Source organism: Flagellimonas iocasae, assembly GCF_042682725.1.
In the GTDB taxonomy this organism is placed as follows: Bacteria; Bacteroidota; Bacteroidia; order Flavobacteriales; family Flavobacteriaceae; genus Flagellimonas; species Flagellimonas iocasae.
In genome coordinates this window covers 24,964-47,570 of record NZ_JBHUHU010000002.1, presented here as the reverse complement: position 1 = coordinate 47,570, position 22,607 = coordinate 24,964, and the positions used below count along the sequence as shown (strand labels likewise).

Annotated in this window: 20 protein-coding genes; 10 read left to right on the top strand and 10 right to left on the bottom strand. The window is 41.8% G+C overall.

The window, feature by feature from the left end; all coding sequences use genetic code 11:
- Positions 1-40 precede the first annotated feature (40 nt).
- The 7 genes from ACFSJE_RS06000 to ACFSJE_RS05970 form a co-directional block, all read right to left on the bottom strand.
- Entirely contained in the window at positions 41-550 is a 510-nt protein-coding gene (locus ACFSJE_RS06000; RefSeq protein ID WP_379830081.1) for an OmpH/Skp family outer membrane protein, read from the bottom strand.
- Positions 551-594: 44 nt separating this feature from the next.
- Positions 595-1,431 (bottom strand): OmpH/Skp family outer membrane protein, encoded by an 837-nt coding sequence (locus ACFSJE_RS05995; RefSeq protein ID WP_379830080.1) that lies wholly within the window; start codon positions 1,429-1,431, stop codon positions 595-597.
- Positions 1,432-1,527: 96 nt separating this feature from the next.
- The gene (gene bamA / locus ACFSJE_RS05990; RefSeq protein WP_379830079.1) at positions 1,528-4,200 is read right to left on the bottom strand and encodes an outer membrane protein assembly factor BamA; all 2,673 of its coding nucleotides are present in this window, start codon (positions 4,198-4,200) and stop codon (positions 1,528-1,530) included.
- Complete coding sequence (locus tag ACFSJE_RS05985; protein WP_379830078.1) at positions 4,172-4,912, bottom strand: isoprenyl transferase; 741 nt, start codon at positions 4,910-4,912, stop codon at positions 4,172-4,174. Before ACFSJE_RS05985 ends, bamA begins: the two co-directional genes overlap by 29 nt.
- Before the next feature lies 1 nt (position 4,913).
- Positions 4,914-5,597 (bottom strand): type IX secretion system protein PorG, encoded by a 684-nt coding sequence (porG, locus tag ACFSJE_RS05980; RefSeq protein ID WP_379830077.1) that lies wholly within the window; start codon positions 5,595-5,597, stop codon positions 4,914-4,916.
- A gap of 112 nt (positions 5,598-5,709) precedes the next feature.
- Positions 5,710-6,591 carry an NAD kinase gene (locus tag ACFSJE_RS05975; protein ID WP_379830076.1) on the bottom strand — a complete coding sequence of 294 codons (882 nt, stop codon included), beginning with the start codon at positions 6,589-6,591 and terminating at the stop codon, positions 5,710-5,712.
- A gap of 1 nt (position 6,592) precedes the next feature.
- Positions 6,593-7,249, bottom strand: coding sequence for a CBS domain-containing protein (locus tag ACFSJE_RS05970; RefSeq protein WP_379830075.1), 657 nt, complete (start codon positions 7,247-7,249; stop codon positions 6,593-6,595).
- Between the two features lie 86 nt (positions 7,250-7,335).
- Here ACFSJE_RS05970 and ACFSJE_RS05965 point away from each other — a divergent pair, with 86 nt between their 5' ends.
- From ACFSJE_RS05965 to clpX, 7 genes are all read left to right on the top strand, one after another.
- Entirely contained in the window at positions 7,336-8,052 is a 717-nt protein-coding gene (locus ACFSJE_RS05965) for a pyridoxine 5'-phosphate synthase (RefSeq protein WP_379830074.1), read from the top strand.
- On the top strand, positions 8,052-8,822 hold the full coding sequence (locus ACFSJE_RS05960; RefSeq protein WP_379830073.1) for an alpha/beta fold hydrolase: 771 nt from the start codon (positions 8,052-8,054) through the stop codon (positions 8,820-8,822). The genes ACFSJE_RS05965 and ACFSJE_RS05960 overlap by 1 nt, the downstream gene beginning before the upstream one ends.
- Before the next feature lie 124 nt (positions 8,823-8,946).
- Complete coding sequence (locus ACFSJE_RS05955) at positions 8,947-10,464, top strand: G-D-S-L family lipolytic protein (protein ID WP_379830072.1); 1,518 nt, start codon at positions 8,947-8,949, stop codon at positions 10,462-10,464.
- 78 nt (positions 10,465-10,542) lie between these two features.
- Positions 10,543-10,887: a phage holin family protein gene (locus tag ACFSJE_RS05950; RefSeq protein WP_379830071.1), complete on the top strand. Its 345-nt coding sequence runs from the start codon at positions 10,543-10,545 to the stop codon at positions 10,885-10,887.
- A 99-nt stretch (positions 10,888-10,986) separates the two neighbouring features.
- A complete protein-coding gene (tig, locus tag ACFSJE_RS05945; RefSeq protein ID WP_379830070.1) occupies positions 10,987-12,309 on the top strand; it encodes a trigger factor in 1,323 nt (440 codons plus the stop codon).
- A 91-nt stretch (positions 12,310-12,400) separates the two neighbouring features.
- Positions 12,401-13,084, top strand: a complete 684-nt coding sequence (clpP, locus tag ACFSJE_RS05940; protein WP_379830069.1) for an ATP-dependent Clp endopeptidase proteolytic subunit ClpP — start codon at positions 12,401-12,403, stop codon at positions 13,082-13,084.
- A gap of 93 nt (positions 13,085-13,177) precedes the next feature.
- Positions 13,178-14,413, top strand: a complete 1,236-nt coding sequence (gene clpX, locus ACFSJE_RS05935; RefSeq protein ID WP_379830068.1) for an ATP-dependent Clp protease ATP-binding subunit ClpX — start codon at positions 13,178-13,180, stop codon at positions 14,411-14,413.
- 2 nt (positions 14,414-14,415) lie between these two features.
- On the opposite strand, the gene ACFSJE_RS05930 is transcribed toward clpX, so the two are convergent.
- Together ACFSJE_RS05930 and ACFSJE_RS05925 are read right to left on the bottom strand one after the other, a co-directional pair.
- The gene (locus tag ACFSJE_RS05930; protein ID WP_379830067.1) at positions 14,416-14,955 is read right to left on the bottom strand and encodes an alpha/beta fold hydrolase; all 540 of its coding nucleotides are present in this window, start codon (positions 14,953-14,955) and stop codon (positions 14,416-14,418) included.
- A gap of 247 nt (positions 14,956-15,202) precedes the next feature.
- Entirely contained in the window at positions 15,203-16,711 is a 1,509-nt protein-coding gene (locus ACFSJE_RS05925; protein ID WP_379830066.1) for a GH3 auxin-responsive promoter family protein, read from the bottom strand.
- 97 nt (positions 16,712-16,808) lie between these two features.
- Here ACFSJE_RS05925 and ACFSJE_RS05920 point away from each other — a divergent pair, with 97 nt between their 5' ends.
- The 3 genes from ACFSJE_RS05920 (at position 16,809) to ACFSJE_RS05910 (ending at position 19,849) form a co-directional block, all read left to right on the top strand.
- Complete coding sequence (locus ACFSJE_RS05920) at positions 16,809-17,603, top strand: DUF2797 domain-containing protein (protein ID WP_379830331.1); 795 nt, start codon at positions 16,809-16,811, stop codon at positions 17,601-17,603.
- Between the two features lie 71 nt (positions 17,604-17,674).
- Entirely contained in the window at positions 17,675-19,009 is a 1,335-nt protein-coding gene (locus tag ACFSJE_RS05915; RefSeq protein ID WP_379830065.1) for a YfcC family protein, read from the top strand.
- Between the two features lie 75 nt (positions 19,010-19,084).
- The gene (locus ACFSJE_RS05910; RefSeq protein WP_379830064.1) at positions 19,085-19,849 is read left to right on the top strand and encodes a DUF6090 family protein; all 765 of its coding nucleotides are present in this window, start codon (positions 19,085-19,087) and stop codon (positions 19,847-19,849) included.
- Between the two features lie 27 nt (positions 19,850-19,876).
- On the opposite strand, the gene ACFSJE_RS05905 is transcribed toward ACFSJE_RS05910, so the two are convergent.
- Complete coding sequence (locus ACFSJE_RS05905) at positions 19,877-22,573, bottom strand: AsmA family protein (protein ID WP_379830063.1); 2,697 nt, start codon at positions 22,571-22,573, stop codon at positions 19,877-19,879.
- Positions 22,574-22,607 lie beyond the last annotated feature (34 nt).

Genomic DNA, 22,607 nt, shown 5'->3' with positions numbered 1-22,607 from the left:
TTTTGAAAAAAGCGGTTCGTAACGTTTTAAACTATTGTTCTTAGAAGCCTAATTCCTGCTTAACGGCTGGCAATAGGTCTTTTCCTTTTGAAACGATCAAGCTCCCTCCTGGGCTAGCATCAACAACATAATCGAATCCTTGGGCAGCAGCCACTTTTTCAATGGCATTCTTTGCCTTTTCTGTGATAGGAGCGAAAAGTTCTTGTTGTTTCTTTTGCAATTCTTGCATAGCAGCTTGTTCGGCTTCTTGAATATTTTGCTCAAACCCTTGAAGCTCTTGGGCACGTTGCTCATTTTCTTCCTGAGTTTTGGAAGTGGCTTCATTTTGGTATTGTGTCAACTTGTTTTGAAGTTCTTTCATGGAGCCTTGTATATCGGCTCTGTACGTTTCTTGTAATTTTTTCAACTCGGCTTGGGCAGCCTTCATCTCCGGCATATCAGACAATAATTGCTGTACGTTAACGTGGGCAATTTTGCTCTGAGCATTTACAAAACCAGTAGCCGCTACAAACAATACAAGGGCTACAGCGATTCTTTTTACATTTTTCATGATTCTAAGTTACTATTTTGATGTTAAATTTAGTGCTCCACTATTTATTGTTGTATGGAATCCTTTTGTTGTTCTAGCGCATTTTCACGCTCTTCCAATTTGGCTTTGCGTTTGGCGTCGCGCTCTTCCAGTAATTTTTTTCTTCGTTCTTCGTAGGCTTTTTTTCGTTCTTCTCTAAGCCTTAATTGCTCTGCTCTTCTATCTTCCACTGCTTGGGCATTGGCCTGCTGAATGGAATCTGTTCTTTCTTGTCTTTCTTTTAGCGCATCACTGATTTCGTCCTCACCTTCTTCCTCTTCAATGAACTGCTCCAACCTGTTTCGCTCTTCTTGTTTTCGGTTGGATGCGCTTATTTTTCGCGTGCGTCCTATCTCCCTTAATACCAAGTCACTGATATCGTGTCTTTTTTCGGAGTACAACATTACAACATCTGCTGATTTATCTAAAATAAAATCGTATCTTTTATTCACTCCGATTTTTTGGACTTCATTGAACACTTGGTCTTGAATTGGCTGAATCAGTTGCTGTTTTTGCAGCACCAAATCTCCTCTTGGTCCAAAACGGTCTTGTTGGTAATCCAACATTTCCTTTTCCAATAGCTGAATCTCCTCTTCACGCTCGGTGATCAGTTCATCAGTCAGCAAAACCTTTTCCGCCATTAAATCCTTCTTCATCTGCTCAATGACGCTTTGCTTCAGCTCAATTTCCTTTTTCCACTTTTGCGCCTTGGCTTCAAGTTGCTCTGTAGCATCTCTATATTCCTCTACATTCTCGAGGATATATTCCATATCTACATAACCTATGCGCACTCCCCTACTTTGGGAAAAGCTATAAAAGGATGTCATCAACACTAGTAATGACAAAAGAACCTTGGTATTCATCGTTATCCGCTTTTTACATAGAAAAAATCGTGCCAAAATAACTAATTAATTTAAAATGAGCTATTTATAAATCACTACGATACTATTTTCCTTTGATTAAAACTGCTGCCCGATGATGAAGTGCGTTTGCCAGCCACTGGGTCCTGTTGAATTTGGCTGGGCATCGGTATCAAACCCGTACCCAAAATCAATCCCCAAGAGACCGAATGCCGGCATAAAAATACGTAGCCCCACTCCGGCAGATCTTTTTAATTCAAACGGATTAAACTCACTAAAATTGTTGAACGCGTTCCCAGCTTCCAAAAATGACAGTGCATATATGGATGCGGAGGGCTTAAGCGTAAGCGGATAACGCAATTCCAAAGAGAACTTGTTGTAAATGGTTCCCCCATCCCGTTCTGCGTTTCCAGTAATGGGATTGGTGCTATACGGGGTTAGGGAGCTGTTCTCATAACCGCGCAACTGGATAACATCCCTACCATCCAAGGTAAAGTTTCCAAGACCATCACCCCCAACAAAGAAGCGCTCAAAAGGAACATCACCGATATCGTGGTTGTAGGCGCCTAAAAATCCAAATTCTGCATTGGTACGCAATACCAATTTATCCACGATTGGGGTATACCAATCTCCTTTGAATTTAATTTTATAGAATTCCAACAGTTTAAAACGCTCCTCCTCCATACTTTCCAAATTGTCACTCAACTGGGCAAACTCAAGCTGTTCTTCAATATCGGAAGGGTTTTGTCCTATTTCCAAAAGTCGTTCTGTGGTTGTCCTGATGTCATTTTTCAGTTGCTTATAGTCCTTCGAGCTGAACAGCGAGTAAGGCGGAGTAAATTTTGCTGTAAGCTCAAAGTTGGACCCAGACATCGGGAATATTCTATTTGGCCCTTGCGAGCTTCGTGATATACCGAAAGTATAACTTAAGGAATTGGAACTACCGTTACCAAAATTGAAGAGTCCGTTGTTAAAGTCATTGAAATCGTACAACTGATAGCTAACCGAATGTGATACGGTAAAGAAGTCATCTGGCCAGGTCACCCTCTTAGCCAAACCGGCGGACACCCCTGTTATGGAGAATCCCCTATCCTTGTTGACATCAATCCTACCTCTACTGGTATAATTCGTGGCAAACTGTTGGGTCCTTGAAAGTGAAAGGTTGAACCTCACCGGCTTTTTACCTCCCAACCATGGTTCGGCAAAATTCAAACTATAAACCCGGAAGGTTCTACTGGCCTGCAGACGAAGGGCAAAGGTTTGACCATCACCCATAGGTACCGGCTTGTAGGCCTCTCCGTTGAAAATATTCTTTAAAGAGAAATTACTGAATGAAAGTCCCAATGTTCCAATGAAACCACCTCCACCAAAACCACCTTGCAGCTCAATTTGGCTTGACCCTGCTTCAACAAGGCTGTAGTTTACATCTACTGTCCCCTCATTGGGTTTAGGATTTTGAATGTCTGGTTTTATGTTCTCAGCATCAAAGAATCCTAACTGACCCAATTCCCGGATACTTCTTACCAAGTCGTCCTTGCTATATTTTTGCCCTGGTCTGGTGCGCAATTCTCTAAAGATTACGTGGTCATTGGTCTTGTCATTTCCAGTTACGGTAACATGGTTTAGGAATGTTTCCTTCCCTTCAATGATTCGAATCTCAAAATTAATGGTGTCATTCACTGCGGAAACCTCCACAGGGTTGATACTGGAAAACAGGTATCCGTTGTTCTGATACAAATTGGTCAAATCGTTAGCATCGGGTTTGGAATCGTCAGCAATACGCTCCTTAAGCAACACCCCATTATAGGTCTCACCTTTTCTAATTCCCAGAACTTGACTTAGCTGCCGATCCGTATACACGGTATTCCCTACAAAATCGATGTCCCCAAAATAGTATTTGTCGCCTTCCTCTAATTTAATCTTCAAATCGATGTTCTTTTCATCGACCTTAATAAAAGTATCGGAGAGTATTCGAGCATCCCTGTACCCTCTTTCGGCATAGGCGTCCACCAAATTGGAAAGGTCTTCCTCATAATCATCCTGAATGTATTTGGACTTTTTCCAGAATCGGTAGAATTTTTTCTTCTTGGTATTTTTGAGCGCTTTTCTTAGTCGCTTGTTGGAAAGCATTTCATTTCCTTCAAAAGCAATGCTTCTAATCTTTACCTTATCTCCTTTGTTCACATTGATCACCATATTTTCGGTATTGGTGGCCGATGTATCAGGTGAGGTTGCTATGTTAACCTTGGCATTGAGGTAACCCTGCTTTTTGTATTTGTTCTGAAGAAAGTTCTTGGTGTTGGCTATTAAACTTTCAGTGATTTTTTTACCTTTTTTAAGGTCGGTATCATTGATGATGTCCTCAACCTTACGTTTTTTGACCCCATAAACGGTTACATTGGCAAGTGTTGGACGTTCGGTGATGTTCAACTCCAAGAAAATCTTGTCATCCTCGATCTTGGTGTAGTACATCTCCACATTGCTGAACAGCTCCAGACCCCATAACTTTTTGATTACCTCACTGATTTCATCACCCGGAATAGTAATGGGCTGGCCCACACGCAGTCCGGTATAGGTCTTTACCGTCTGCTCATTGTAGCTTTGCAGACCGGTGACCGTAAGTCCTCCCAAGATATATTGCTTTCCGTTCTCAAAGGGAATTTCCTGGGCTATGCCCTGGCCGGAAAAGAATAATAAGGGGAGAAGTAACTTCAGGTATGGTTTAATGCAGTTTTTTATACCTTTAATTGAGTTGTTCGCTAGTTTTTCCAAATCGTCGTTCTCTATTTTGGTAACTTAATATTGCCTCTACCAAATGATGCTCTCTAAAATCAGGCCAAAATACATCAATAAAATATAATTCGGCGTATGCAATTTGCCATAATAAAAAATTGCTTATCCTTCGTTCACCACTAGTGCGGATAAGCAAGTCCACATCTGGCAAGAAATGCGTGTAAAGATGTGTATTTATAACGGCTTCATCAATATTTTCTGGTGAAATTATATTATTTTTAACTTTGATACTTATCTCTTTTACAGCGCTTTTTATCTCATCCCTAGAGCCATAGCTGAGCGCCAACGTAAGGATCATGCCTGTATTTTTTGCTGTTTTTGAAATAACTTCGGAAAGTTCCTTTTGGGCTTTTTGGGGCAAAGAATCTATTTTGCCAATGGCCATAAGTTTGATGTTATTCTTGTTGAGGGTTTCCAATTCCTTGCGCAATGAGGCCACTAAAAGCTTCATCAAGGTCTGTACTTCCACTTTGGGACGGTTCCAGTTTTCGGTGGAAAATGCGTAGAGGGTCAAACATTCTATTTGGAGTTTGGCGCAGTTCTCAACCGTGTTCCGTACGGCCTCAACCCCATTTTCATGTCCAAAAATACGAAGCTTGCCCCGTTCTTTGGCCCATCTACCGTTACCATCCATAATAATGGCAACGTGTTTTGGCAATTTCTCTTTGTTGACCTCGTCTAGCGTGTGCATTTTATTGAAAACAATCCTGGCAGGGCTTGCGTCCAAAGGTGTACGTTAATGTAAACCCAGTGAAAACATACCAGTCATCGCTCAATATATTGCCGAATCTAAATTGCTCAAAATTGGAACCTTCGGGGTTACTTGCGTCCAAATTGTCCGTAAATGTATACCTGGCTCCAATTTCGGCGCCAAGAATCAGGAATTGATTTAACCGATACTTTGCCCCAACCGTCATTGGAATTGCAAAACTACCTTCTTTTTGGTTAATATCCTGCACTTGAAGGGCATCAAAATACATAAAATCATACCGGAAGTAGGTCAAACCCGTATAAAGATAGGGTGTGAAGGCGGGTCCGAGCTTATGAAGATTGTATTCCACAAAGTTAAATTCCAACCCCAAAGAAGTCTCTAGGATGGAATTATCCAAAACATAGCCCCTTTGTTGACGGGATTGCATGTGAGATTTTGTATCGTCCAATTTTACATCGCCATACAAAACACTGGCACGCCAAGCATACCTTTTGCTCTTGTTCCATTTAAAGATACCGCCAAACGCAGGTCCGGAGGGCAAGATATAGTTGGTCCTTCCCACATCTCCAATTACGTTGGCTCCACCTGCAAAGACTCCAATCTCATAGGTCTGTGCACTGACCTTGAGCACGCAGCACAAAAAAATAGCCAAAACTATTCGCATACTATCCAAAAAATTTCACGTATTAAGAGTAAAGGAAGGTCAATAAGTATTCCGTTATGATTGTTCTCCTTTGTTAAACAGTTTTTACTCTCATTTATTGTTGTTGAAGTGCTCAATTCCTTCTATCCTCCCCCCAAAGTAATTTATTCCGAAGTGTTTTTAAAAAGCTCTCTGATGTATACTCAATCATCTTGATGGTAAAATTGGACTTTTTTATCTTGATTTCCTTGCCGTTGGGAATATCCGCTATTCTGGAATCCAAGGATACCAAATGGGTCTGCTCTCGACCGGAAACCCGTAACCGTATCTCGGTATCATCTGAAATGACCAACGGACGTGCATTTAAATTATGCGGGGCAATTGGAGTGAGCACCAAGGCTTTTGCCGATGGCGCAATCACAGGTCCACCACAGCTCAACGAATATCCTGTAGACCCCGTTGGCGTGGAAACAATAAGACCATCTGACCAGTACGATGTGAGGTATTCATCATTCAAATAGGTTTCAACGGTGATCATGGAGGTGGTATCCTTCCGGCTTACCGTGACTTCATTCAGGGCAAAGTTGAGTCCTTTGAATTCATCCAAATCGGAATTAAGCTCTACCTCTACCAAGGTCCGTTCCTCTACCATATAATGTCCGGCCACAAATTCAGTGACCAGTTTTCGTACACTTTCCTTTTTAAAGGTGGACAAAAATCCAAGTCGACCTGTGTTCACCCCCACAATAGGAATACCATAGTCCTTAATATAAGTAACGGCACGCAACATGGTTCCGTCACCCCCAAAACTCACGAACATATCAAAAGTGGAATCCAATCCTTCGGATTGCGAAAACGTACCCTTAAAAAGTTCCTTGGAAAATCCAGAGACCAGTTGAACAAATTTTTCTTCAATATAAACCTTTGCGGTTATCTTTTGGAGTTCATCCAAAAGTTCCAGCATACAGGTTCTGTCATCGTCCAGAAATGTTTGACCGTAAATAGCGACCTTCATGCTAAACGTTAAGGTATTTTTCCAAATAATCTGACCGTTGCTTTAAATCTTCCAAAAACTGGTCATCACTATTTCCAAAGACAATGCTGTAGTTATATCGTCTGAAAGTTTGGGCCACTTCATTAAAATTTTGGGAACCTATTTTTAAGGTAATTTCCACAATGTCATTTTCCGTATCGGTAATGAAAGCGCCCAAAAGACGGGCATTGTTACTTTCCACTATCTGTGCAATCTCGCTGAAGGAATAATCCTTGATTCCGGTGGAAACCACAAGCATGGCCCCGGGTTCTTTAAAGAAAGGCGTATCTATGAACACGCTCACCACATCTTCCAGATCGTAATACCCTGTAATGATTTGGTTCTCATCCAAAATGGGCAAGATGTTGGCTTCATTTCGCGAGAACATTTCAAGTACGTCCAACCAAGAGGTTTCCTTGGTCACAAAAAAGCTTTCCAGCTCGTACCTGAACTCCTCAATCTTTTTATCGGGCTCAAAACAGAGTAGGTCATTTTCGGACAACAAGCCCAAATAGACCCCATTTTCCGTAATGGCCACATGGGAATACGTGGTCTCTTCAAAAAATTGAATAACATCCTTTAAGGTTTCGGACACCTCATATACAGGAACGGTAGTTACAATTTGGCTTTGAATCTGCATAGAAACGCTATTAGGTGCAAAATACTAATTTTAAATCGCAAAAGGCATGCCTAATTCTTATTTTTGCCAATCTAAAAAAGAACTTCATGACAAAGTTAAGTGTCAACATAAATAAACTGGCAACTTTACGAAATTCAAGGGGCGGCAACGTACCCAACCTCATCACTTCGGCCCAAGATATCGAGTCTTTTGGCGCACAGGGCATTACCATTCATCCAAGACCGGATGAACGCCATATCCGTTACCAAGATGCCCGTGACCTTAAAAAGGTGGTCACTACAGAATACAATATTGAAGGCAACCCCATTCCCAGTTTTATCGATTTAGTGCTGGAAGTAAGGCCCACCCAAGTGACCTTGGTGCCCGATGCCGAAGATGCCATTACCTCCAACGCGGGTTGGGATACGCTGAAACACAAGGATTTTTTGGTGGATGTCATTAAAACCTTCAAAGCAAATGGTATTCGCACCTCCATTTTTGTAGACCCCAACGTTGAGATGGTGAAAGGTGCTGCGGAAACTGGAACGGACCGCATTGAGCTCTACACAGAAAGTTTTGCCCATTTGTACGACCAAGGAAAAACAAAAGAAAGCATTCAACCATTTATTGATGCTGCCAACATGGCACACGAAGTAGGTTTGGGCATTAATGCGGGACACGACCTTAGTCTGGACAACATCAAGTTCTTTAAGGAGCATATTCCCCATCTATTGGAAGTTTCCATTGGCCACGCCCTTATTTGTGAGTCCATTTACTTGGGGATAGAAAATGTCATCAACATGTACTTGAACAAATTGAAATAATGGAGATTTTACATTCCAAAATAGAGGGCGAAGGAAAATCATTCATCATCCTACATGGCTTTTTGGGCATGTCGGACAATTGGAAGACCCTTGGCTCCCAATATGCGGAGCATGGACTTCAAGTGCACTTAGTGGACCAACGTAACCACGGTAAAAGCTTTCATTCCGAAGCGTTCAACTATGAGCTGTTGAGTGAAGATGTCATCAATTACATGGACCATCACCATATAGACTCTGCCTTTGTTTTGGGTCATTCCATGGGTGGAAAAACAGCAATGCAACTGGCCACTTCACATCCAGAACGGGTCACTAAACTGATTGTGGCCGACATCGCTCCAAAATTTTATCCACCCCATCATCAATTTATATTCAATGGTCTTTCCCATTTGGATTTTGACAAAATAACGGACCGAAGGGAAGCGGATGACGAACTTTCAAACTACATAAAGGATAGAGGGGTTCGACAGTTTTTACTCAAAAATCTATATTGGGTCGAGAAAGAAAAGTTGGGATTCCGTTTCAATTATGACGTGCTGAAAGACCGCATGGAAGAGATTGGGGAGAACATCGTTTCCAACGCCATTTATGATGGCCCTGCCCTATTTGTTCGCGGGGATCGTTCTGAATATATCCAACCGAATGACTTCCCGGAAATCCGTCGCCATTTCCCAAAAGCTGAAATTGAAACCATTGATAAGGCCGGGCATTGGTTGCATGCAGAAAATCCAAAGCAGTTTTTTGAAAAGACCCTCAACTTCCTAAATTCATAAAATTTCCACCTTTTTATTATGCATGCATAATTTTTTTGTCCATTTTATTGTCTGTATAACAAATTTGACCTAGTTTTGGTTAATTCTGGTTTAAACACAAACTTAACTCAAACAGATTTTGGATATGAAAAAGTTGTATGCCTTACTTCCCTTCTTAGGCTTATTCTTGATTGCATGTGAAGAAGATTCCACCCCAATTGACAACACACCAGACCCCATAGAGTACACTGCTGGAACCGCAGACTTTTCAAATTATGTTGCCGTAGGAAACTCCCTAACGGCAGGTTTCTCTGACAATGCGCTTTTTAGAGCGGGCCAGGAAGCGTCATTTCCCAATATGCTGGCAGCCAGTTTTGCACAAGTTGGTGGTGGCTCTTTTGAAATCCCCTTTATGGCGGATAACTTGGGAGGCGCAACCATTGGTGGAGAGACCGATGCCAACATGGATGGTTCACCAGATATCGGCAACCGATTGATTTTGGCCTTTGCTGCCAGTGGTCCTGCTCCTACTCCGGTAGCTGGAACGGGCAGTACCGAAATCACCAACAAACTTTCCGGGCCTTTCAACAATATGGGAGTACCTGGTTCTAAAAGCTATGAGCTTCTTGCTCCCGGATATGGTAGCTTGGCCGGTTTGGCCATAGGTGCCGCAAACCCGTATTTTGTTCGGTTTTCATCAGGAGAAAGTGCAACCGTAATTGGTGATGCCGCAGCGCAAAACCCCTCGTTTTTTTCCCTTTGGACGGGAGCCAATGACGTATTGTTGTATGCCACAGGTGGAGGGGCTGGAATTGACCAAGCTGGAAATCCTGACCCAAGTAGCTATGCTAGAAATGACCTTACGGACCCTATGGTTTTTGCTGGATCGCTTGATGCCATTCTGCAAGCTTTGACCGCCAATGGAGCCGATGGGGTTATTGCCAATTTGCCCAACGTCACAGACATACCTTATTTTACAACCGTTCCACATAACCCTGTTCCTTTGGATGAAGCCACCGCTACCCTTTTAAACGGTGCCTACGGTGCTTACAACGCAGGATTGGCCCAGTTACAACAATTAAGCGTCATCACCGAAGATGAATTGACACAAAGAACCATTACCTTTTCACCAGGTGAAGGAAATGCAGTGGTGATCATAGATGAAGACCTTACCGATTTAACAGGATTCAATCCCGCTTTAATCAATATGCGACAGGCTACCGCAGAGGATTTATTGGTCCTTACCGCAAGTACTTTTATAGGCACTTTGGCCAATCCAGCTGATCCAACCTCCATAAATGGTGTTGCGGTTCCTTTAGCAGACCGATGGGTGTTGACTCCCGAGGAGCAAACATTGGTTGAAAACGCATTGGCAGCTTACAACCAAACCATTCAGGCTTTGGCAACTGCCTACGATTTGGCTTTTGTTGATGCCAATTCCCTTTTGAACGAATTAAAAGCGACTGGATTTGTGCAGGCTGATGGAAGTCTTGTCACTGCAGATTTTGCTACAGGTGGTGGTTTTTCCCTTGACGGTGTACACCCATCGCCCAGAGGCTACGCTATTCTGGCCAATGCCTTCTTAGAAGCAATTGAAGACAAATACGGTGCCGTATTGCCCGATGTTGAACCATTGAATTATACAGGACTGTACATTAACTAAACAACGTTTTATTTCATTATCTTGAAGGCACCGTTTTTACGGTGCCTTTTTTAGTATAACAACCTTAAAAATATATTTATGAAGCTAATTTTAAGACTCTTATTAAATGCTTTGGCAGTAGTCATTCTATCCTATATTCTACCTGGTGTAGGTGTTGATTCCATGCTTACCGCCATTATAGTTGCCGTGGTTTTGAGCATTCTCAACTTTATCGTAAAACCCATCCTAGTCATTTTAACCCTCCCCATCACCATTGTCACGCTCGGGCTTTTCCTTTTGATCATTAATGCAATCATTATTTTGATTGCCGCCAATGTCATCGATGGCTTTCAAGTAGTGAACATTTGGTGGGCCCTAATTTTTAGCCTTTTACTCTCCTTTTTGCAATCCATTTTGCACTCTATCCTCAAAGAAGATGCATAGAATGTATTTTGTTTGACATTCAAGGCTTTAAAAAGTTGCTGCCAAACCAAAAATGCATTACTTTTGCCACCCATTTTTGAATAGCAAATTAGGTAGGAGATGAACATTACTAAAGAGCAGATTGACGATCTTAATGCAGTTGTAAAAGTCGCCATCAGTAAAGAGGACTATCAGGACAAAGTAGAAAAAATCCTGAAAGACTATAGAAAACAAGCCAATATTCCAGGGTTCCGAAAAGGACAAGTGCCCATGGGACTTATCAAAAAACAATACGGTAAAGCCGTTTTGGTGGATGAGGTGAACAAATTATTGCAAGACAATCTCAACAAATACCTTACCGAAGAAAAATTGGATGTTTTGGGTAATCCACTTCCCAAACAACAAGATAATTTCGATTGGGAAAACGAAAATCTCGATTTTGAATTTGAATTGGGATTGGCCCCTAACTTCGATGTGCAATTGAAGACTAAAAAGGCCGTCACCCAATACAAAATTGTGGCCGACAAAAAAATGATTGACGAGCAAGTGGAACGTATTCAAAAGCAATACGGGAAACTGGTTTCCAAAGATGAAGTAGGCAAGAATGATGAGGTAACCGGTTCCTTTGCCAATGAAGCAGAAGACATCGACCACAAAACCACAATTGAACTTAGCAAAATCAAGAGTAAAAAAGCAGTTGACGCCCTTGTTGGTAAAAAAGTCGGTGACATTGTGACCCTTGCCACCAAAGGTCTTTTTAAAGAGGATTACCTATTATCAAGCGCTTTGGGCATTGCCCGCGACAAGGCTGATAAATTGAGTGTGGATGTGACGTTCACCATTGAGGAAATCAACGAACGGGAACCTGCAAAACTTGACCAAGAATTGTTCAATAAACTTTTTGGGGAAGGCAAAGTGTCCTCTGAAAAAGAATTGAAGGACCGAATCAAAGAAGATTCTGAAAAACAATTCGAGCAGCAATCCGACCAAAAATTGTTGAACGATATCACCGAAAAGCTGATTGACGAGACCAAATTTGAGCTTCCTGCGGACTTCTTGAAAAAATGGATTCAAATCAGTGGAGAAAATGTTCTTTCTGAAGATGAAGCCAAAGATGAGTACGAGAAATCCGAAAAAGGACTTCGTTACCAACTTATAGAAGGTAAAATCATTCAAGACAACAACCTTCAGGTACAATTTGATGAATTGAAGGAATTTGCAAAAGGTTTCATTAAATCCCAAATGGCCCAATACGGTCATCTAGACCCAAAAGAAGAAGAGTTGGAGAACATTGCCAGCCGCGTTTTGGGGAATCAGGATGAGGTAAAACGCCTATCAGAACAATTGATGAGCCAAAAGCTATTGGATCTTTACAAAGAAAAGGCCAATCTTAAGGTAAAAGAGGTCACTTATGATGACTTTGTCAAAGAGGCATACAGCTAGCCTTGGGCTAAAAGAAATATTAAGTATCTTTACGGTGCCGAAAAGCTAATTTTTCGGCACCTTTTTTTTAAGATAATCTCAAAGAAATCCTATGGATTACGGAAAAGAATTCAAAAAATACGCTACCCAGCATCATGGAATAAACAGCATGTACTATGATAAGATCATGAGTACCATGTACCCCATGAACATGACCCCCAATATTATTGAGGAACGCCAGTTGAACGCTATCGCCATGGATGTTTTCTCCAGATTGATGATGGACCGAATCATATTTTTGGGAACTGGCATCAATGACCAAGTGGCCAATATCGTTCAAGCACAGTTGCTCTTCTTGGAAAGTTCGGATGCTTCCAAAGACATCCAAATATACATCAACTCCCCCGGAGGAAGTGTTTATGCAGGATTGGGTATTTACGATACCATGCAATTTATAAAACCTGATGTTGCTACCATCTGTACCGGTATTGCCGCTTCTATGGCCGCCGTATTGCTTTGCGCTGGACAGGAAGGAAAACGAAGTGGATTGACACACTCTCGTGTAATGATCCACCAACCATTATCTGGTGCACAAGGCCAAGCTAGCGATATTGAAATCGCAGCAAAAGAGGTGCTTAAGATAAAAGGGGAATTATATGAGATCATAGCGAAACATTCTGGCCAGTCTTACGACAAAGTGTATGAGGACAGTGATCGTGACTACTGGATGAAGGCAGATGAAGCCAAAGAATATGGTATGATCGATGAAATTTTAGTAAGGGAAAAATCCTCCTAAGAGTACAATTAATTAAATATCAACTACTTATTTTTAGACCAAAATCATTTTTTTTGCGTTATTAGTGGTTGAAGAATCATGAGCTAGAGATATATGGCAAAGGAAAACTTGGAATGTTCATTTTGTGGAAGAAAGAAGCCAGAGACCAATTTATTGATTGCCGGTCTTGACGCCCACATCTGCGACAGATGTATTGAACAAGCCCATAGCATTGTTGCGGAAGAGTCCAAACAATCTAAAAATCAAGATTTATCATCAGAGCTGGTATTGAAGAAACCCATGGAAATCAGTGATTTCCTGGACACCTTCGTTATTGGACAGGAACGTACCAAAAAAGTAATGTCCGTTGCCGTTTACAATCACTACAAAAGACTCCTGCAACCTAAAAGCAAGGATAGCGATGTAGAGATTCAAAAAAGTAACATTATAATGGTTGGGCAAACAGGTACAGGTAAAACCCTGATTGCTAAAACTATAGCTCGAATGTTAAACGTTCCTTTGGCCATTGTTGATGCTACCGTACTTACAGAGGCCGGTTATGTAGGTGAAGATGTTGAAAGTATCCTGACCCGTTTGTTGCAGGCCGCCGATTACAATCTTGAAAAAGCGGAACGGGGCATTGTTTTTATTGATGAAATTGACAAGATTGCCCGCAAAAGCGACAATCCATCCATAACCCGTGATGTTTCTGGTGAAGGGGTGCAACAAGGACTTCTTAAATTGTTGGAAGGCACTACGGTGAATGTTCCACCAAAAGGAGGTCGTAAACACCCAGACCAAAAATTCATCGAAGTCAATACTGAAAACATACTTTTTGTGGCCGGAGGTGCCTTTGATGGTATTGAGCGCATCATCACCAAACGCTTGAACATGCAGGCCGTAGGATATGCCGCCTCAAAAGCCGAGGATAAACTGGACAACCAGAATATCCTTCAATATATCATTCCAAAGGACTTAAAGGAGTTTGGCTTGATTCCAGAAATTATCGGAAGGCTTCCCGTACTTACTCATATGAACCCTCTGGATGCCAAAACGCTTCGCGCCATACTAACGGAACCCAAGAATGCCATCATCAAGCAATACGAAAAGCTTTTTGCCATGGACGGTATCACCTTTACCATTACCGAACAGGCATTGAACTATATCGTTGAAAAGGCTGTTGAATACAAACTTGGTGCTCGTGGACTTCGCTCACTTTGTGAGGCTGTTTTCACCGATGCCATGTTTACATTGCCCAGCAGTGATGAAAATGAGTTCAAGGTGACCAAGGCCTATGCTGAGGAAAAACTTTCCTACGAGACCATCAAAAAATTAAAAGTGGTATCCTAAGGCTAAACCGCCTTTTTGGTTACTTGCTCCAATAGATCCAAGCACACTTGTGAGATGATTTTTTCATCAGTGTACAGGTGATGACCAAAATTGGAAACAACGTTAAGGTCTGCTCCTACTGCTGCAGCCCAATCAAGTTCCGGTTTAAAGGGGTCATGTTCGCCATAAATTAGATTCATCGGCACATTTGGCCTTTGGTCTTCCAATCGTATTCTGGTTGATGAGATAGCCGTCAACGATTTCATGGGAAGTCCCTTTAAAGCTGCTTTGTACGCAATGGTTCCTCCAATACTGAACGCCAGGTAGTGGCTTGGTTTTTTCTCTATTTTGAGCAAATGTGCCACCGCAGTGTCAATTCCTCCTTCTACAAAGGCTTTGTGGATATTCTCCTCAGTGGATACAGGTACATCAACATTGCCCAATTGTTGGCAATCGTAAAAAGCAATATCATAATACTGTTGTAGGTATCCAAAGTAAGACGCGATCCAGAGACCTTTCTTAACGCCCCACATGTCTGAGATGACGACTAATTTTTCTGCCATGATGTTAACGGTTTAGTGTTTATACAAAGATTTGATGAGGGAAATTTCATTATTTAGGCTAGAACCACCTCTTTTATTTGTTTAAAAGAAATGTTTGTTCGATAAAGCGTTCAAACCTACGAAAACGTTTTCGCAACCTGTAGTTTAATTGTACAACAGGTGTAAATCCCTATATAAATGGTTGGATTATGGGCAGAATTGAAAAAGTAGCAACCCTATATTTGGAAGAAAAGCCCCATTCTTGGGTTTAATTCATCTGAAGCAATTCATCAATATAATCACGGTTGTTGGACAACCTTGGAATTTTATGCTGTCCGCCCAGCTTGTTTTTGGACTTTAGCCAGTCATGGAATAGATTCTTCCGTGCCACATGCACTTTGGGCATTCTCAACGTAATGTTGTTATATCGCTTAGCTTCATAATCTGAGTTGAGCGACTTTAGGGCATTATCCAAAAACTCCGTGAAATAGGCCACATCCTCCGGCGGTTTCCGAAACTCAATAATCCATTCGTGCCCCCCTTTTTCACTTCCGTTCATAAAAATGGGAGCTGCAGTATAGTCCATAATCTCCGAATCCGTCTTTTGGCAAATCTGCTTTAAAGCCTCCTCTGCATTTTCAATGATCAACTCTTCGCCAAAAACATTAATGTGATGTTTGGTCCTTCCTGTAATTCGAATGCGGTATGGATTTTTTGAGGTAAATCGTATCGTATCGCCAATCTTGTAGCGCCACAAGCCAGCATTAGTAGTGATCACCATGGCATAATTGACCCCCGTTTGCACTTCCCAAAGCGGAATGGCCTCCGTTTCGGCTCCTTGGGAATCCATCGGCATAAACTCATAGAAAATGCCGTAGTCCAACATCAGTAAAAGTTCATCGGAATCATTTCGGTCCTGAATTCCAAAAAAACCTTCCGAGGCATTGTAGGTCTCGTAATAATTGAACTTCTTGCGGGGTAACAACTTTTTATATTGATTTTTATACGGTGTGAAGCTCACTCCTCCATGAAAATACACCTCCAGATTTTCCCAAATCTCAAAAAGATGGTTCTTTCCTGTTTTTTCCAGCACTTGATTGAGTAAAACCAACATCCAAGAGGGCACTCCGGCCAAACTGGTTACATTCTCGCGAATGCTCTCCTCAATAATAGCCTCCAACTTGGATTCCCACTCACTCATTAGGGACACTTTATTGCTAGGTGTGCTGCTGTATTCGGCCCAAAGGGGCATATTATCAATCAAAATAGCAGAGAGGTCGCCAAAAAAAGTACCATTATCCTCATAGAGTTCCTTGCTTCCGCCCAAACGCAGACTTTTACCCGTAAATAATTGGGAGTTTTCATTATTGTTCAGATAGAGGCACAACAAGTCCTTGCTCGATTTATAATGGCAATCCTCCAAAGCCTCCATACTCACCGGAATAAACTTACTCTTGGCATTAGTGGTGCCGCTGCTCTTGGCGAACCATTTTATGGTGGTAGGCCAAAACAAGTTCTGCTCTCCCCTACGCGTTCGCTCTATCAGGGGTGCAATATCTTCATAACTCACGATGGGCACCCGGTTACGAAATTCCTCATATTTGGGAACATCTTGAAATCCGTATTGCTTCCCAATCATAGTGTCTTGTGAAAAATCAATCAAATGCCGCAAAACCTCATCTTGAACATCCAACGGATACTTCAAAAAGAGCTCAATTTGATGATACCGCTTTCGCAAAAGCCAAGAAGCGATGGAGTTGAATAATGGTATTGGCATTTTAGGTATATTTAACCAAGAAACAGAGTTTGGCGTCATAGCTAAAATAGCTTTTCTCGCCTTCATTTTCAAATCCATAAATAACATTCATTCCAACATGCTTTACGAAGGAGTTCTACGCAAGATGCAAACTGAAAATGGTCATCCCATTCAATATTTTATGATTTTTGACAACGGTTTTTTGAATGTGAACCAAGCCTTGAACAGGGAACTCCAGATTGATTTCATTAAATACCAATGCCTTAATTGTGGGGAAGACAGACCCATTTACCGTCAAGGATTCTGCAAAAAGTGTTTTTACGAAACTCCACATGCCGGGGATTGGATCATGAAACCCGAATTGAGCACCGCTCATTTGGATAAAGAGGACCGGAACCTCGAATATGAGAAAAAAATGCAGTTGCAGCCCCATATTGTGTATTTGGCCAACTCAAGCAATGTTAAAGTGGGCGTCACGCGAAAATCCCAAGTACCCACCCGATGGATAGATCAAGGAGCACACGAGGCCATTGAAATTGCCGAAGTGCCCAACCGCTATTTGGCCGGAATCACGGAGGTTGCCCTAAAAGACCATGTAAGTGATAAAACCAGTTGGCAGAAAATGCTGAAAAATGATATTGAAGACCTCGACCTGACCGAATGGAGGGCCAAATTGAAGCCTTACATCCCCGAGGAAGCGGCTCAATATTTTATTGAGGATAATACCGAGACCAATTTGGAATTCCCAGTGTTGCAGTACCCAGAAAAAGTAAAAAGTCTCAATTTGGACAAAACGCCAAGTTACAAAGGTGTGCTCAAAGGCATAAAGGGACAATATTTGATTTTTGAGGATAGCACCGTGTTTAATGTTCGTGGGAATGAAGGCTATTACGTCGGGATAAGCATCCAATAAGCCTTCAAAAGTCTTGACAGTATAAAAGAGACCTAAAGGTCTTTTCTTTTAGATAACCAAAACCAAACCGGATGAAAAAATTTCCCAATGCTTTCGTCATACTCATTGCTGTCATCATTTTTGCTTGGATTCTCACCTATATCATTCCCCAAGGAAGCTATGAACGGATACTTGATGAGGCTACAGGAACAACAAGGGTCCTAAACAACTCCTATCAACAAATCAATTCTGAAAGTCTGTCAATATTGGACTTGATTCTTTCCATTCCTAGGGGCCTTATTGAAGGGGCAGAGACCATTGTACTTATCTTTTTGATTGGAGGCTGCTTTTACGTGATTGAAAAAACCGGGGCACTGAATGAAGGACTCGCAAAACTGGTCAAAGTTTTGGACGGAAAAGAGACCTTGGCCCTTGTTTTAGTCGCTACACTCTATACCGCAGGAGGTGTCTCCATTGGAATGCAAGAAGAAGTCATTGCCATGATTCCCATTTTACTTCTATTTGGGAAAAGTCTGGGCTACAACACCTTCACCATCATACTTATGAGTTATGGGTCTACGGTTATGGGCAGTTCCTTTAGTCCATCCAACCCCTTTGCGGTGCTGATTGCACAAAAAGAGGCTGGGCTTCCACTACTTTCCGGAAGCGAATTGAGATTGGTGGTCTTGGCCGTGGCCTTCTTGGTTTGGCTCTTATTTCTGATTCGGTATGCCAACAAAAATCGGATTGAGAAAATTAAGATGCCCACCGCCCATGAATCCATGACGGCCCGAAGTAAAATTATACTGTCGCTACTTGTACTCACCTTTTGTGGTGTCATTTATGGCATTCTCTATTTGGATTGGGGTTTCAATGAAATGTCCGCCTCATTCTTTGCGCTGGGCATTATAGTCGGACTTATTGGCAAACTTGGAATCAATGGCACTGGCGAATCGTACGTGGAAGGTTTCAAAGAGATGATGTTCGCCTGTGTTATTCTGGGATTTGCCAATAGCATTTCATTGATTCTAAAAGAAGGCATGATCATGGACACTATTGTGTATGGACTTTTTGGCCCTTTGAAATATCTTTCACCCTCATTGTCTGCCGTATCCATGATGGTCGCTCATGCATTTTTGCACTTTCCGGTCCCAAGTTATTCTGGGCAAGCCGTATTGACGATGCCCATTTTGGTTCCCCTCTCCGATTTAATAGGTCTCTCCCGACAAATTTGTGTCTTGGCCTTTCAATATGGAGGGGTCATGGCCGATATGATTGTCCCTACCAACGGGGCACTTATGGCCGTTTTGGCCCTTTGCAATATTCCTTATAACAAATGGTTAAAGTTTGCCATCAAACCAACTTTGTTGCTTTTATTGATTGCTGCCATTGCCTTGGTTGTAGCCGTAGCCATAGGTTACCAATAAGCTTGAATCCAAATGATGTGCAAAAAATAGTTAGTTTAGTTTTCAAAAACCAACCAGAACAATCAACCAATAGCCATGTTAAAGCTCTTTAGAAAAGTCAGAAAACAACTGATTGCCGAGAAAAAATTCAGCAATTATCTTATTTACGCCATTGGCGAAATTTTTCTGGTGGTTATCGGAATATTGATTGCTTTAGCGATTGATAATGCCAACGACAACCGAATCAAACGGGAAAAAGAGCAGGTTTATCTTAAAGGGTTGAAAGAAGAATTTGAAATCAGCAAAATAAAGCTGGAGGAGCTCATCAAAGTCAACCGGAGAAGTTATGAAGCTGCCCAACAGATTGTTTTGTTGATGGGCAAGGAAAATGAAGCTTCGGAGGAAACATTTTCCAATTTACTTTCTGATGCTTTTACCAACGATATCTTTTTCAACCCCAACAACTCCCTATTGAATGAGATGATCAATTCGGGTAGTTTGAAAGACATTACCAACGACACCCTACGCATCCGACTTACCAATTGGATATCAACCATTGATGATATCGCCAATCAGGAAAAAATGCTTGGTGAAGAGCGTAACAATTCTGTAAACGTGTTGCGAAATGAAGGGTATAGCATTCGCACTTTGTTGGATTACACGGGAATGTCCGAAAAATTGGGAATTCCCCCTAACAACAATCCGGTCAGTAATTTAGGCGCCTTGGAATCCGTCGCTTTTGAGAACAATATCCTACTGTTCATCATTACCAGCCAATCTACAGAGATTGACCATTACAATCCCTTGATGTACAGCTTGAATTCCATATTGGAAAACATCAATGCGGAAATAAAGGAATAAAAAAGGGCGGTTAACCCGCCCCTATTTTTAGTTCACCGTATCCTTTTTCTTCTTGCCCAAAAGACCTCCCAAAACGGACTTTGCAGCACTTTTTACTTGGTCCTCCTTCGTTTCGGTCTTGGTAGTATCAGTTGTTGTGGTCTTTTCTCCACCCAACAAACCGCCAATGGCCTCTTTTACACCATCAGACTTGGTAGCGGTTGTATCGTTTTCATCTTTTTTGAACACATCGGATAACAAATCCTTGGCTTTGTCCTTCCCTTGGTTGACCAATTTTTGTTTTTGGATTTCAACCAACTGGGTGGTCAACGTTTTTACGCCAGAAGTGAGGTCCGTGGTCACCGTGGGATTGGTATAATTACCTCCAATATTTGCGGTAACCGGAATGGTCAAGTCTTTTAAACTATCGTCATTCATCTGGGCGATAAGCTTGTTCACCTCAGTCCCCAAATATTTTGTGGGCACGTCCAAAGTGGCGCTGTATTGCAGTTGCTTGTCAAATGTGTGACTTCCATCCACATTAATGGCAATATCTTTATACTTAAGGGTAAACGGTTTTACCTTAACTGAACCGTTGTCAAAGCTCAAAGCGGTTTTTAGGTCGCTCAAATCAATCTCCTTGGTGTCCAAAAAGTTCAATTTACTGTCCAAAGCAGAAAGTAATGGTGCTTTTTCCGTGGTCACTTTGGTGGAGAGCAGTTCTGCCAACAAGTTTCCAGAAATTGTGGCTAGATTCGGCGTGAAATCCTCCTTTAAGTTTCCAGAAATTTTTACGGTAGAGTTTAATTTTCCTTGAAGTGCATTCGCCAATGGCGCCAATACCTGGAACATGTCCAACGCTGCAAAGGATTCACTGATACCAAAATTGCTCATCCCCAGGTCCACATCAAAGGTGGAGGCAGTTTCTTTGGTTGATACCGAACCGTTCAAAGCTAGAGAACCGCCAAAAAGGTCCGAAGTCAAGTTTTTTACTGTGGCGGTCTCGTCTTTGATGGTCAACGTACCTTTTACATTCTTCAGTTTAAGATTGTCGTACAAAACGGTGCCGGCCGCGGCCTCAATGGTGCAATCCAAGAAAGATGGAATCTTAATACGCTCTTCTCCACCCGAAGTTGGGGTCTCGGTTTCACCAGTTTCAGCTTCTGTGGTTTCCTCCATCATAAAATCGTTTAAGGCAAAGGTGTTGGAAGTCAAATTAAAATTCCCTTCCACATTTTCATTGTTGAACATAAAACCAAGTAAGTTGGTCAAGGTTCCTTTGGCATCAAAATCCGTGCTTCCTGTTTTTCCTTGGAAGGAATCCAAAGTGACCGTATCTGGATTGAACGAAACAGCAGCGGTATTGATTACCACAGGATTTTTCAACTCCTCCGAAGCATATTCAAATCCAGATACAGAGGCTTTACCCGTTGTCCTTGTATTCTGATAGCGCTTTTTCTCCAACGATTCCATATCAAAAGAGGTGGCAATATCAGCATTCAAAATTCCTTTCAGATTATAATCTGCTGGTACCGGATACGCTTGGGAAATATTGGCCAGATTGATTCTACCATCCATGTCGGCATCTACCTTGGTGTTGCCCATTAAATCCCGAATTTTGGCTACCAAATTGAATTTATCCTGATCAATGGTAAATGACAATCGTTTGATGTCCACAAAAGTGTCTTCGGTAATTCCCGTAGTGTTGTTGATTTCGGTATCGATGTATACGTTTTGCACAGATTTTGGCAAATCTGGATATTTAAAAGAGGCATTATCCGAGTTGATGGCAATGTGGAAAGCTGGAATATGCTCGTCATCCACAATTCCCTTAAACTCACCGCTCACCTCAAAATTACCCGTAGTCTGAACTGTTTCGATGTTCTTGGAATAGGCTTCTGGGATCACCGCCAAAAAGTTCTTAAAATCTGAGGATGGTGTCTTAAAGGTGATATCCACCTCTTGATTATCCTCATTGACCTTTACAAATCCATCAAAAACCAAGGGCAATTGATTGATAAGGGCTTTGTTTTCCAAAAAGGTGTATTTGCTCTCTTTTAGGTCAATTCCGATGAGGGCATCCAAGGAAATTTTGTTGTTGTTCAAGTATTTGGTGCTATCCATTTCAAAGGAGACCAAAGCATCGGTCATGGTCTTCAATTCGGATTGCTCCAAAGAAAGGTCACCTGTTCCAGAGTGGTTCATCTCAGCCAACAAAAAACGCATCCCGCTGGAACGGTCATCGTAGATGATTTCGGAATTGGTAATGGCATAGGAATCCATGTTCAGGGTGAAATTGTCGCTGGACTCTTCTGTCGCCTCTGCTGGGGATTCATCATCAGCCTTTGCGATATCATAATTGGCATTTGAATTTTCATCCACCAAAATGTGCAGTTTTGCTTTGTCAATGTTCAACTTCTGAATCACGATGGGCTCATCCGCCGATTTAAAAAGTTCTTTGATGGATAGGGTCAATTCAATATCCGAGGAAGAAAACAAGGTATCCCCTTCAAAAGGGGCCTTGTTCACCAAGGATAGGTTCGTGAGTTCCACATTGGCATTGGGAAAACTTTTGAGCAAACTTAGGTCTGCATCCTCAAAATCCAACGTAGCATTGATGCTGTTGTTCACCTTATCCTTAATAATCTGTTTGATCTTACCTTGAAGGAACAGCGGAATGGCAACAAGCAGGGCAATAAGTACAAGTAGGGTTATTCCAGTAATCTTTAGGACTTTTTTCTTCATAAATGAATGTTTTACAACAAAATAAAGGAGAAGT

What these genes read in the sequence shown, in the direction of transcription:
- ACFSJE_RS05985 (WP_379830078.1), bottom strand. Translation starts at nt 4,912, where the DNA reads ATGCACACGCTAGACGAGGTCAACAAAGAGAAATTGCCAAAACACGTT.
- ACFSJE_RS05955 (WP_379830072.1), top strand. Translation starts at nt 8,947, where the DNA reads ATGAAAAAGTTGTATGCCTTACTTCCCTTCTTAGGCTTATTCTTGATT.
- ACFSJE_RS05965 (WP_379830074.1), top strand. Translation starts at nt 7,336, where the DNA reads ATGACAAAGTTAAGTGTCAACATAAATAAACTGGCAACTTTACGAAAT.
- porG (WP_379830077.1), bottom strand. Translation starts at nt 5,597, where the DNA reads ATGCGAATAGTTTTGGCTATTTTTTTGTGCTGCGTGCTCAAGGTCAGT.
- ACFSJE_RS05915 (WP_379830065.1), top strand. Translation starts at nt 17,675, where the DNA reads ATGAAAAAATTTCCCAATGCTTTCGTCATACTCATTGCTGTCATCATT.
- ACFSJE_RS05950 (WP_379830071.1), top strand. Translation starts at nt 10,543, where the DNA reads ATGAAGCTAATTTTAAGACTCTTATTAAATGCTTTGGCAGTAGTCATT.
- ACFSJE_RS05995 (WP_379830080.1), bottom strand. Translation starts at nt 1,431, where the DNA reads ATGAATACCAAGGTTCTTTTGTCATTACTAGTGTTGATGACATCCTTT.
- ACFSJE_RS05905 (WP_379830063.1), bottom strand. Translation starts at nt 22,573, where the DNA reads ATGAAGAAAAAAGTCCTAAAGATTACTGGAATAACCCTACTTGTACTT.
- ACFSJE_RS05975 (WP_379830076.1), bottom strand. Translation starts at nt 6,591, where the DNA reads ATGAAGGTCGCTATTTACGGTCAAACATTTCTGGACGATGACAGAACC.
- ACFSJE_RS05910 (WP_379830064.1), top strand. Translation starts at nt 19,085, where the DNA reads ATGTTAAAGCTCTTTAGAAAAGTCAGAAAACAACTGATTGCCGAGAAA.
- ACFSJE_RS05925 (WP_379830066.1), bottom strand. Translation starts at nt 16,711, where the DNA reads ATGCCAATACCATTATTCAACTCCATCGCTTCTTGGCTTTTGCGAAAG.
- clpX (WP_379830068.1), top strand. Translation starts at nt 13,178, where the DNA reads ATGGCAAAGGAAAACTTGGAATGTTCATTTTGTGGAAGAAAGAAGCCA.
- tig (WP_379830070.1), top strand. Translation starts at nt 10,987, where the DNA reads ATGAACATTACTAAAGAGCAGATTGACGATCTTAATGCAGTTGTAAAA.
- ACFSJE_RS05920 (WP_379830331.1), top strand. Translation starts at nt 16,809, where the DNA reads ATGCTTTACGAAGGAGTTCTACGCAAGATGCAAACTGAAAATGGTCAT.
- ACFSJE_RS06000 (WP_379830081.1), bottom strand. Translation starts at nt 550, where the DNA reads ATGAAAAATGTAAAAAGAATCGCTGTAGCCCTTGTATTGTTTGTAGCG.
- ACFSJE_RS05960 (WP_379830073.1), top strand. Translation starts at nt 8,052, where the DNA reads ATGGAGATTTTACATTCCAAAATAGAGGGCGAAGGAAAATCATTCATC.
- ACFSJE_RS05930 (WP_379830067.1), bottom strand. Translation starts at nt 14,955, where the DNA reads ATGGCAGAAAAATTAGTCGTCATCTCAGACATGTGGGGCGTTAAGAAA.
- ACFSJE_RS05970 (WP_379830075.1), bottom strand. Translation starts at nt 7,249, where the DNA reads ATGCAGATTCAAAGCCAAATTGTAACTACCGTTCCTGTATATGAGGTG.
- clpP (WP_379830069.1), top strand. Translation starts at nt 12,401, where the DNA reads ATGGATTACGGAAAAGAATTCAAAAAATACGCTACCCAGCATCATGGA.